At 44.1% G+C, this 12,622-nt stretch carries 6 protein-coding genes; 5 read left to right on the forward strand and 1 reads right to left on the reverse strand.

Features of this window, described 5'->3' with window-relative positions:
* Positions 1-56 precede the first annotated feature (56 nt).
* Complete coding sequence (locus tag DXD68_RS22320; protein ID WP_122363669.1) at positions 57-4,016, reverse strand: hybrid sensor histidine kinase/response regulator transcription factor; 3,960 nt, start codon at positions 4,014-4,016, stop codon at positions 57-59.
* A gap of 224 nt (positions 4,017-4,240) precedes the next feature.
* Between DXD68_RS22320 and DXD68_RS22325 the strand changes: the two genes are divergently transcribed.
* The 5 genes from DXD68_RS22325 (at position 4,241) to DXD68_RS22345 (ending at position 12,598) form a co-directional block, all read left to right on the forward strand.
* On the forward strand, positions 4,241-5,476 hold the full coding sequence (locus DXD68_RS22325) for an MFS transporter (RefSeq protein WP_122363670.1): 1,236 nt from the start codon (positions 4,241-4,243) through the stop codon (positions 5,474-5,476).
* Between the two features lie 198 nt (positions 5,477-5,674).
* The gene (rocD, locus tag DXD68_RS22330) at positions 5,675-6,886 is read left to right on the forward strand and encodes an ornithine--oxo-acid transaminase (RefSeq protein WP_122363671.1); all 1,212 of its coding nucleotides are present in this window, start codon (positions 5,675-5,677) and stop codon (positions 6,884-6,886) included.
* Positions 6,887-6,936: 50 nt separating this feature from the next.
* Positions 6,937-7,833 carry an arginase gene (rocF, locus tag DXD68_RS22335; RefSeq protein ID WP_075555711.1) on the forward strand — a complete coding sequence of 299 codons (897 nt, stop codon included), beginning with the start codon at positions 6,937-6,939 and terminating at the stop codon, positions 7,831-7,833.
* Between the two features lie 659 nt (positions 7,834-8,492).
* Positions 8,493-9,302 carry a DUF6261 family protein gene (locus DXD68_RS22340; protein WP_122363672.1) on the forward strand — a complete coding sequence of 270 codons (810 nt, stop codon included), beginning with the start codon at positions 8,493-8,495 and terminating at the stop codon, positions 9,300-9,302.
* A gap of 17 nt (positions 9,303-9,319) precedes the next feature.
* A complete protein-coding gene (locus DXD68_RS22345; RefSeq protein ID WP_122363673.1) occupies positions 9,320-12,598 on the forward strand; it encodes a hypothetical protein in 3,279 nt (1,092 codons plus the stop codon).
* Positions 12,599-12,622 lie beyond the last annotated feature (24 nt).

Raw genomic sequence — 12,622 nt, forward strand, 5'->3', positions numbered from 1 at the left:
AAGAACTTTTCGTAATAATTAATTGCTTTTTAGTTAGGGAAAAGACTGATTCGGGGCTACCGGTTCTCTTTCGCATACTTCGACGGGCTCATGCCGAACTGCTTAATAAAGGCTGACCAGAAATAGGACTGCGAACTGAAACCTACCGCTTCCGATATTTCATAAATCTTCATATTTCCCTGCAGGAGAAGTTCTGCGGCTTTCTTCAGACGGCTGATCTTGATCAGTTCGTTCGGGGTCAGGTCAGAGATGGCACGTATCTTACGATACAATGTCGGCCGGCTTAAATGCATCAGGTCGGCGATCTTGTTGACATCCAGCTCCGGGTTGCCGATGTTTTCATTGATGATATCGTTCAGCTTTTCAAGGAAATTTTCGTCTGCCTTGGTGTAGGCCATCGACTTCATATTGGCGATCGGGGAATTGAAGTAGAACTTCCGGATGTTATCCCGATTCGATATCAGGTTCGATATCTGAACCATTAGCAGACTGGTGGAGAACGGTTTGTCGATATAGGCATCCGCTCCGAGTTCCAGTCCTTCCAGGCGTGATTGCATGGTGTTTTTGGCTGTTAGCAGGATGACGGGGATATGGCTGAATTCGATATCGCTTTTTACCTGTTGCAATAAGGCAAAACCATCCATGACAGGCATCATAACGTCGCTTATGATCAACTGTATGCTCTGTTTTTTGAGCAACTCCAGTGCTTCCGAGCCATTGGCTGCCAGCAGGACATTATAGTTCTCATTGACTTCGTCGGCGATAAAGGCGCTCATTTCTTTATTATCTTCGACAATGAGGACTGTAGGACGGCCCTCTTCGACGATGTACGACAGCTTGGGTTGGGAGATCTGGGGTTGTGGTTCCTCTTCGGTTGTTTTCACTGCACCGGTCTGTTTGACGGGTAAAGTGATGCGGAACAGGGTCTGCTGGTTGGAAAAGTCGATCAGTGCCAGTGTACCGTGGTGCATTTCCGCCAGCGAACGTGCCAGAGGCAGGCCCAGTCCGGTTCCCGGTTTGTCCTCGTTCCCTTTGATGCGGTAGAACGGTTCGAATATTTTATCCCTCATTTCTGTCGGAACAGGTACTCCGTCGTTGATGAAGTCGATCATGAACGTTTCATAGTCAGCAGACAGATGCAGACGAACCACGATGCTTTTAGCTGCATATTTGACGGCATTCGAGAACAGGTTGCTCATAATCTTGGTGAGTGCTTCGCGGTCGACAAAAACATATAATTCCTGTACGGATAAATCCAGGTTCAGCAACAGGTTATTTTCTGTGGCAATATCCTGAAAGCGTTTGGCGGTCTCGGACAGAAGAGATACTACTTCCGTGCGCACAAAATTAAGGCGGTATCCTTCTATTTCCGTTTTCCGGAAATCCAGTAACTGATTGACAAGGGATAACAGGCGGGAAACATTCCTGTCCATCAGCAGCAGGGAGTTGTTTTCCTTTTCTCCGATCTTCTCCGATTTCAACAAACGTTCCAACGGGTTTTTGATCAGGGTAAGCGGTGTACGTATTTCATGTGCTATATTAATGAAGAAGTCGATCTTTGCCTGATAGAGCTCTTTCTCCTTGTTGTTTTCGAATATTTGCATGTTGTATGCCATTTTCTTTCTCTCTTTTCTTCGCCAGTAAATAATCAGGTAGATAATGATCATCAGGGCGAGGATAGAGTAGATTACATAAGCCGGACGGGATGCCCACCAGGGAGGAAGTACCCGGACGTGCAAGCGTGTGATTTCGTCTCCCCAACTGTTGGAAAGATTGGCGGCTCTTACTTCAAAAGTATATTCTCCGGGGTGCAGGTCGGTGAAGTAGACGATATTACGTTCGCCCAGTGCGATCCAGTCCTTGTCGAGGTTCACCATCCGGTAAGCATACTGGATAGATCCCGGGGCAATGAAGTTGAGAACTGAAAAATTGATGTTGAAAGAAGATTGGTCGTGATTCAACGTGATGCTCCCGACTTCGGAAAGCGAAGAGCTGTTGATGATCTTTCGTCCCCCCATTCCGTTCTGTATTTCCAGCGAACTGATGCGAACGTCCATCTTTTCGGCTGCCGGGCGTATATCCGTCGGCTTGAAATGGATAAATCCCTTTATTGAACCGAAGTAGAGTGTGCCGTCTTCATCCTTAAATGCTGAGTTATAATTGAACTGGCGGGTGACGAGGCCGTGGGCTTCGGTATAGGTCATGATTTCTTCTGTTTGCGTGTCGAGGCAGACCAGCCCGTTTGCCGTACTGATCCACAGACAATTATTGTCATCCGGCAGGATACGGAAAGCCACATTACTCGGCATACCGTTCTTTACGGTGTAATGCAGTGATTCTCCGGTCTGAAAATCATACTTGATGACTCCTTCTACCGTAGCAAACCACATGTTCCCGGCTTTATCTTCGCAGGCATCGTTGACCGAATTATGACGTTGGGTATTGAGCTTGTCGTATTGGAGATACATACCTGTATTACTGGTTGTATTAAAGTAATAGCTACGATTGAACATGCCGAGCCATATTTTTCCTGACCGATCTTCGTACAGGCAGTTTACCGCAAACGGCGGGAACTGAGGTGCATAGACGAAGCGATCGTTCAGATAGTCGTAGCGGAAAATGCCGTCTTCCGTTCCTACCAGGACTTCGCCTTCCCGTAAGACTTTGATACATCGCACCGTACTGTTCTTTACCGTTTGTGCGTCTTTCAGCAGGTCATAATGTTTGATGACTTTCCGCGTTCGTATATCCATCAGGTCGATACCATGTATCACATGGCCTATCCACAGGTTATCACCCGAAGCCGCCAGTCCGCGTATATTGGTATGTGAAAGGCTTTTTACACCGGGGACCGGCTGGTAGTTGGTGAACGAACCTGTTTTTTTTTCCAGGCAATTGACTCCCGCATCTTCCGTACCTACCCATATATTCCCGTAAATGTCCGTACAGATATCGCGTATTACTTCCCCTTTCAGCGAATGCGTCTCGTTCCAGGGGTAATAGACGTTGAACGGGCGGAAAGGAGAGTAGTAGTTTACCCCGTTTTGGTGGAAACAGATCCAGACTCCTTCTTCGCGGTCTTCAAACAAGGCGGAGACGAAATGGCTGGATAATGCATACGGGTCCAACGGGTCCTGGCGGATACGCTTGCAGGTTTCTGTATCCAGGTCGTAGATGAAGAGGCCGGAGTCAGTTCCGATCCAAAGTTCTTTCTTGTCTTTTTCGAGGAAACAGTTGATCAGGATCGTCAGCTGGTTTTTCTCCTGGATATTCAGATCCTCGTATGTTTTCGAAAGTACGTTGAATATTTTGACATCGTCGTGTTCAAACGCGACGTAGATATTCGGGGAGGAAGGTGAAGGATATAACATAGATAATTTTCGCGAAGTGGTTTCCGGCGAATGGGCAAACAGGTTATGCGATTCGAGATTGCCATCCTCCGGGTTCAACTGGGAAATAAAACCTTCCGAATCGCCCAGCCAGACCGAATTATCCGCCATGATACAGAAGGAGGTATACGTCTGTCCGTTGTTGCCGGCGAAGATGCGGAACTGTCCGTCGGAAACATTATACTGTATCAGTGTCCCGTCCATGAGTAGCCAAAGCTGGTTGCTCTTGTCAAACTGGAAAAGTTCAATCCCTTTGTTTTTGGTGAAAGGGACGTGCAAGAACGATTCTTTAGTCTCGTTGTATTGATACAATCCGGAAAGTGTACCTACCCATAGATTGCCATCATGGTCGCATCCGAGATGGGTGATCCAGTTATTGCCCAGCGATTCCGTGTCGTCGGGGTCGTTGCGGAATACTTTAAAGGTATATCCGTCGAACCGGTTCAGACCGTCGCGCGTACCGATCCATATATAGCCGCTTTTATCCTGCACACAACAGGTCACCATGTTATCGCTTAACCCGTTCTCCACCTGGTAATGGCGGAAAAGATAGTTGCTTTCTTCAGCAAAAAGGCAGAGAGAACAGAACAGGAAAAGTATAGATAAGATCAACTTCAGATGTCTCATAAATAAGTTTGTTGTTTGACACTGCAAGATATATAAAATTGTATTACCAGTTTTCATTTATTGTATCACGGATTTCAAAAATCGTATCATACCCGGTGAGAATACCACAGAATGAGATAAATACGGGAATTAATGCAACTGGAATGAACAGATATATTTTTCATAAGGAAGTACTTTTGATCAACGATTTGGAAATACTATAAGAAACCTTTTTGATCACTATCATGAATACACAACAAGTTAATACCGGAATGGGAACAAAGATTCAGCTCTGTCTGATGATGTTTTTACAGTACATGCTAAGTGCTGTATGGTGGGTGCCGCTGGCTGCCTATCTTTCACACACGCTTAAGCTGGAAGTGTATCAGGTCTCCTTAGTATTAAGTGCGATGGCTATCGGTGCAATGGCTTCTTCTTTTATCGGAGCGATTGCCGACCGTTACTTTGCCGCAGAAAAGATATTAGCAGTATTAAATATATTAACGGGTGTCTTTCTTTTACTGGCAGCCCAGCAAAAGGATTTTCCTCCTTTGATGTTCTTTGTAGTAATGGCTATGCTTTGTCATATGCCGACACAAAGTCTGACAAGTACAATTGCTATGAGCCATGCTCCGTCCGAGCAGTTTCCGCGTATACGTATGTTCGGTTCGGTCGGATGGGTAGCTTCGGGTATTTTTAGTCTGGTGGCAATCCATTTATTAGGAATGGAAGCGTTCGATGACACGAATTTGCCGATGTATTGTGGAGCCGGTGTCTGTTTTGTGGCTGCTTTTGCCAACTTGACACTTCCGCATACACCACCTTCGGTAGCAAAGAGTTCTAAGATATCGGTGATGGATATTACAGGTTTCAGCGCTTTCTCGTTGATGAAAGATAAGAACTACCGGGTGTTTATGATACTGACTTTCCTGTCGATTATACCGTTTACGCTTTATCATGTATATGGTTCTATGATCCTGGCAGACGAGCAGGTGCGAAATATCACGGTGACGATGAACTTCGGACAGTTGGCAGAAATGTTTTTCCTGGTTATCACTACGACGATCCTTGTGAAGTCGGGAATTAAGAATACATTGATCTTTGGTATGATAGCTATGCTGGTCCGTTACGGAGCCTTCTTTTTCGGTGCGGAAACCGGACAACAGTGGTTCTATTATATCGGAATTATCGTACACGGGCTGATTTTCGGATTGTTCTATGTCGGTGGACAGGTTTATACGGATAATGTGGCCCCGAAGGAAATGAAAGCACAGGCTCAGGGGCTTCTTTTCTTCCTGGTATGGGGTGTAGGCTTCCTGATCGGTACATTGTGGAATGGATGGTTGATAGGATTTTTCCGGGATGGTGACAAGTGTGACTGGCCGGTACTGTTTATAATATCTTCTATTTGTACAGCGGTGTTATTGTTTTTGTTCCTATTCCTGTTCAAACCGGTAAGCCTTAAAACATCCGGTAAATAATACGCATTTAATTCTCAAGACTATATATATTTTTTACGCCAAACATGAAAAAGGGGACACGAGGGTGTCCCTTTTTTAGTTTCCTGTGTTTCTTAACATATCTTTTTTCGTGACATACTGTCACTCAAATCGCTACCTTTGGGACAATGACTGTATGAAACGCTTACAGTCTGACAAAACAATTAAATCTGAAATAGTATGAGACCGGAAGATTACATCACCCGTGAGGGGAAGTTTGGTGCACACAACTATCATCCCCTGCCTGTCGTTCTCGAAAAAGGAGCAGGCGTATTTGTGTGGGACGTGGAAGGCAAACGTTATTTTGATTTCCTGTCCGGTTATTCCGCCCTGAGCCAGGGGCATTGCCATCCTAAAATCATCCAGGCATTGACCGACCAGGCACAGAAGCTGACACTGGTATCGCGCGCTTTCCATTCGGACGTATTGGGCGAGTATATGGAGTTTGCCTGTAAGTTCTTCGGCTACGATAAATTGCTGCCTATGAATACCGGCGCCGAAGCGGTAGAGACAGCCTTGAAACTGGCACGCCGCTGGGGATATCGTATCAAAGGCATTGCACCGGAAAAGGCGAAGATCATCGTATGCAGCGAGAATTTCCACGGACGTACCATCACGATCATCTCCATGAGCACCGATCCCAGTTCGTATGCCGACTTCGGGCCTTATACACCCGGTTTTATCAAAGTACAATATAATAATGTAGGAGAGTTGGAAGAAGCCTTGAAAGACCCCGACGTGGTCGGCTTCCTGTTGGAGCCTATCCAGGGGGAAGCAGGTGTAGTTGTTCCCGACGAAGGGTATCTCCGCACTTGTTACGACTTATGCCATGCCCATCATGTGCTGTTCATTGCCGACGAGATACAGACCGGCATCGGGCGTACCGGTAAACTGCTTGCCTGCGATTATGAGCATATTCATCCCGATATACTGATCCTGGGGAAAGCCCTCTCCGGTGGTGTCACTCCTGTTTCCGCCGTATTGGCGAGCGACGAGATCATGTTGACGATCGCTCCGGGCGAACACGGTTCCACGTATGGCGGAAACCCGTTGGCTGCCGCTGTCGGAATAGCTGCCCTTGAAGTGGTGCGCGACGAACATCTTTCGGAGAATGCTTACGAGATGGGTGAATTGTTCCGCAGCGAAATGCAGAAGATAGATAATCCGATGATCAGGCAGGTACGCGGAAAAGGATTGCTGAATGCCGTGGTTACCGAACCTCGCGGCGGAAAGGTGGCGTGGGATATCTGTCTGGCACTGAAAGAAAACGGTTTGATAGCTAAACCGACACACGATCACATCATTCGTTTCACACCACCGCTGGTCATTACCCGCGAACAGATGATGGAAGCGATCGGTATAATAAAGGAAACGTTGTCCCGATTTTTGTAGGGGCGGTTCGCGAACCGCCCCTACCTGACACATTAACACATTATTGTAATATGAAAATAAACGTAATAGGAGTTCCTTTGAATCTGGGTTGCGACCGTGAAGGCGTAGAGCGTGCCCCGAATCATCTGCGCGAACGGGGATTGATGAAGGTGATCCGGAAGAACGGCCATCGTGCCTTCGACCTGGGGAATCTGTATGTCCCTCCCGTTTCGGAAACGGATAAATTTGCCCGAGGCAAGAGCATGAAGTATCTGGACGCCATCGTCGAGGTGAATAATAACCTGGCGGAGCTGGTGTATGACACCTTGCGCGGTGGGGCATTCCCGCTTGTTATCGGCGGCGATCATTCTCTCGGGCTGGGAAGTGCTTCCGGTGTAGGGAAATGTTTCGACGATTTCGGGATCATTTGGCTGGATGCGCATGGCGATCTTAACACGAATGAAACCTCTCCCAGCGGGAATATCCACGGAATGCCGTTGAGTGCCCTGATGGGGATGGGAAGCGAAGAACTTGTCAATATCTATGCCCCCGGCAATAAGGTGAATCCGCAGAATGTGTTCCTCGTAGGAACCCGCAGCCTGGACGAAGGCGAGCAGGCTCTCATCGAACGGGAACGTCTGAGTGTTTACACCATGGATACGATCCATCTGAAGGGAATCGATTTTGTAGCCGAAGATATTAAACGGAAGCTGAAGGAAAGGAAAATACGTAATGTCCATTTCAGTATCGATGTGGACAGTATCGATCCGCGGTTTGCTCCGGGAACAGGAACACGGGTCAGCGAAGGGCTTATACCCGATGAATTTAAGGATTTTGTCAATCATATCCTTTTAACAAATCTTGTGAAGTCGTTGGATTTGGTGGAACTCAATCCCGACTTAGATACGAACGACCTGACAACCAATCTCTGCCTGGATATTATCGATTATATAACAGCAAGGATTTAATAAAGTATTGATAGCAAATTTGTGCCTGGAGCGTATATTGCGTTTCAGGCTTTTTTATGCAGCGTGGGCGTTGAATTATAATGAATTTATAAGAAATGAAAAGTGACTAATTTAATCGTTCGTTTTTTCTAGTCACAAAGGACGTTATTGTTTTTCACATATCAAAACATTTGCAGAATTATTATGAAATAATATAATATTAGCTATCAATTGAATATTAATCAATCTGTAAATTGTATTATGTTAAATTATATGAAATAATTTAACGGTAGAGTGACTAGAAAAAACGAACGATTAAACTAGTCATTACTATTAATCATCGAAAATTATAAAATAAGACGAATGAAATGAAAAATCGGAAACAGATTTGTACACAGATGGTACGTAATACCGGTATTCACGCTGGATTTTCGAAAATTTAAGGTCGAATTCCGGTGTTCGGCACCGTATTTTCTAAATTTTGGCGTCGAAAAGACCTTTTTCAGACCGGATTTTCGAAAATCCGGCGTGAATACATGTATTGGATGTCAAATTCTTATGAATCCGGCGTGAATACATCTGCATGGCGCTCAATTTGCGTAAATCTATATCCGAGTTGAAAACGCATTCATGATAAAATAAACAATTTACTAGTATAAATCTTAAACTTACGAACTATTATGGCAGAGATACAATATCTACCTAAGTCGAATCTGACAAATGGTCAATTGACGACTGTCGCCAGGACTGTTCTTTTGAAATTATCTGAATATAACATCTCTCCGATCGATTTCAAAAAACAGAAAGACGATCTTGAACATAGTACGGATGATTTCGAAAATAGTCAGACAAAGATTACGGAAGAAGTCTATACGAAAGAGAAAATTATAATTAAAAATTCACTTAATTATATGCGTACGGGGTTCTTTTCGTTGCTGAAGGGCGACTGCACCAGCGAAAACCCCGAACGTAGAAAGGCAGCCCTGGGCTCCATGCCTCTAGCGAAGGCATATGCGAATATATCACGTTACATCTATGATGACTTGCTCACCTGGACTACCAGGCTGATCAATTCTTCCAATGAATCTCCTTATAAGGAGTATATTACTACACTAGGATATACCGGTCGCATCACAGAATTGCAGACCAAGCTGAATGAAGGTATCATGCTTAAAAACAAACGGTTCGACGCATCCGGAATGCGTGTCCGTGTACGTAAAACTTCGGTGACGCGCAAGGAAGTAATCGAAAAATACGATCTTTTGGTGAAACGTCTGAATGCGGTTGCCAACTATAAGGGAGATGCCGATTATGTGGAACTCTTCTCCTGGTGGAACGCGATGATCAATGAATACCGCCGTGAAATCTCCAACCGCCTGGGTAAAGGCAAAGGAGGTTCGGCAGACAATCCCGAAAACAGCCAGCCGAATCCCGACAGCGGCAATTCAGGTAGCGGCAGTGGTGGCGAAGATAGACCGGTAATCGAATAATTAAAATCTGAGAAGGTATGAAAAGGAGATTGAGGGGATATATATTTTTTATTTTTTGTCTCATCTTTGCCTTCCCTATTATGGGGAGGGCAGATGAGAATCCTGATCTAAACAGTGGTAAAGTAACGATTACTGAAGCAGGCACTTATAAGTTTGAAAACTATGAGGGAGCTAATAAAGTAATTGTTAATGCTCCCGATAAAGAGGTTGATATTACGATTAGTGGGTTGAAGATAGATGTAAGTAAGTTCCCAAATTGTGCTTTCGAAATTCAGGCAGGGACAGTTAATTTGACACTTGAAGGGACGAATGTATTAAAAAGTGGAAATTTGAAAGCCGGATTGCAAGTTCCTGAAGGTTCAACACTAACTATAAAGGGTGATGGAGTATTAGATGTTACTGGAGGTAGTCAAGGAGCTGGGATAGGCGGAGGTCGCAGTGGTGCTGGAGGTACTATAAAAATACTAGGAGGTACTGTTAATGCTAATGGAGGTAGCTCTGGTGCCGGGATAGGTGGAGGATCCAGTGGTGCTGGAGGTTCTATAATAATACTAGGAGGTACTGTTAATGCTACCGGAGGTAATAGTGGAGCCGGGATAGGTGGAGGATCGAATGGTGCTGTAGGTACTATAAAAATACAAGGAGGTACTGTTAATGCTAATGGAGGTAGTAGTGGAGCCGGGATAGGAGGATCCGGTAAAACTGGAGGTGATATAACAATAACAAAAGGTACTGTTAATGCTACCGGAGGTAGTAGTGGAGCTGGGATAGGCGGAGGATCCAGTAGTGCTGGAGGTACTATAACAATAACAGGAGGTACTGTTACTGCTACTGGAGGTAATAATGGAGCCGGGATAGGCGGAGGAACCAGTGGTGCAGGAGGTACTATAATAATACAAGGAGGTAATGTTAAAGCTATTGGAAAAACTAGTGGAGCTGGGATAGGCGGAGGAAGTAATGGTAATGGAGGTACTATAGCAATAGAAACAGGTATCGTTAATGCTACTGGAGGAGATGGTGGCGGAGCCGGGATAGGAGGCGGAGGAAGTAGAGGAGCAGGAGGTATTATAACAATAACAGGAGGTACTGTTACTGCTGAGGGAGGAAATATGGGAGCACAGATAGGCGGAGGATCGAATGGTGATGGAGGTGAAATAACAATAACAGGTGGTGTTGTTAATGCTCCTATAGCAGGTTTGGGAGCAGGAATAGGTAAAGGATATGATGGTAAGAATAATGGTACTTTCTCTGCTAAAAATGGTAATGCCTTTATCAATGTCTCTAGTATATCGGATCAAAGCAATAAAGAAAATTGGAAAGGTATTATCTTCGATGGATATAACGGACAGGTCTATGGTAAACAAAGATTAGAAACAAATGCAGAAATACCTAAAGGGAAAACACTTACTATTAAAGAAGATCAAAAACTTACATTAGGAAAAGGGGTAACATTAACGAATAATGGAACTATTAAAGGAATAGAGAATATAATTTACACAGTTACGTATCATCATAATAATAGTGATGAATCAGAAGATGTTGAGGTAGCACATAATTCAATACCTTCTTATTCCAATTTCACACGTCAATACTATTCAATAGACGGATGGCATGATAAGGCAAGCGATGGTCAAAAGGTAGAAAATATTACAGGCTCCATTGATCTTTATGCCAATTGGAAAGAGAATGAAATAAAACTGGTAAAATCTCTTCCTACTTTAAATGGAACTTATGGGAAAGAGATAAATTATAATTTGTCTAAATTATTAAGTACTGATTCTTATAAAGATAATATTATATATGCATCTTCAGATCTTGAAAAGTATGGATTGTCTATATTAGATAAGCAAATAACCGGTACTCCTAAGAAAGCGATAGATGATAATTCTACTGTTACTATTACTATAAGCAGTGTTGATTGTATGAAGGAAGTAGAAGCAAAGGTTCCTATCAATATTGCCAAAGGGAAAAGCAGTATCGATGAATTTGTTATTATACCAAATAGAACTTATAACGGCAAAGTAATTGATATAACTGTTCCTTTCGTAAAAGATGAGAGTGGTAATGAGATAAAGGATGCCGTTGTCGGTCTTTCGTATCAAATCAAGACAGATAATGGTCAATATGAATCGACAACTGCAGACAACAGTGGTGCTTCGAATGATGGCGAAGCCCCTAAATATGCAGGCGAGTATAAGGTGACAGCCAGCTTTACCGGAAATGATAATTATGCAGAAGCAGAAGCAAAGACTGCCGTATTTACTATCAAAAAGGTATCATTGACAGTTAATCCTTTACCCGGTCAGATAATTTTCCCGAATGAAACAGAAACTTATAAACCGAAGTATGAAGTAACAGGCGCAGTGAATAATGAGATGCTGGAATTTAGTGGAGATTTAAAGCTTGATGATGGTAAAAAAATTATGGATAATAATTTAACACTAAATGATCCGTTTGATAAAAATTATTCCATGACTGTCACTGAGAATGTAACGGTTAGTATTTTAGATAATGTGGCAGCCAATGAGAAGATTATTCTTTCCGGAACGATTGAGGATGGCGCTTATATCGACCAGGTTACTGTTACGGCTCCCAGCGGCTTTCTGATTAAATCGGAAGGTGGTGCTCTGACAAAGGCAGAGAATGATTATAAAGAATCATTTATTTGGAGTCAGACAGGCACATTCGATATCAGTTATAAACTGCAGCGCATAGAGGACGGTCAGGAATCCGATCCATATATAGTGAGAGTAACGGTTAAAAATAAAAGCGAGGAACCCGATAAACCTGTTAATCCTCCTGTGGAACCGGAAGAACCCACTGTCTATTATACAGTCACGCTGCCGTCGGTAGATGGCGTAACGACCGATCCCGTTGCGGGCGATTATAAGGTGGAAGCATGGGACAGCTTCCGTTTCTATCTCACGATCGGGAAGGATTACGACCAGTCGAAGCTGGTTGTAACGACCAGCCGCCATGAAACGATCGAACCGCGTAGCAGTGACGGCGCTTATATCATAAAGTATGTTCGTACGGATGTTGAGATTCGTATCGATGGGGTTGTAAAGAACCCCGATCCGGTGGCGAATGCTGAGATTCAGTCGGGTATAAAGGTATGGGCAAATAATCATCGGTTATTTATCCGTACTGACCGACCGGAGGAGGTCTCTGTTTATACTTTTAGCGGACAATTGCAGAAGAAATTCCGGTCGGAGGCAGGCGACCGGTTCATATCGCTGCTTTCCGGAACCTATATTGTCCTTATCGGAGATGAACGGTTTAAGGTGATCCTGTAATCCGGGATAAGACTTGATAAATAA

This window comes from Parabacteroides sp. TM07-1AC (assembly GCF_003480915.1).
In the GTDB taxonomy this organism is placed as follows: domain Bacteria; phylum Bacteroidota; class Bacteroidia; order Bacteroidales; family Tannerellaceae; genus Parabacteroides; species Parabacteroides chongii.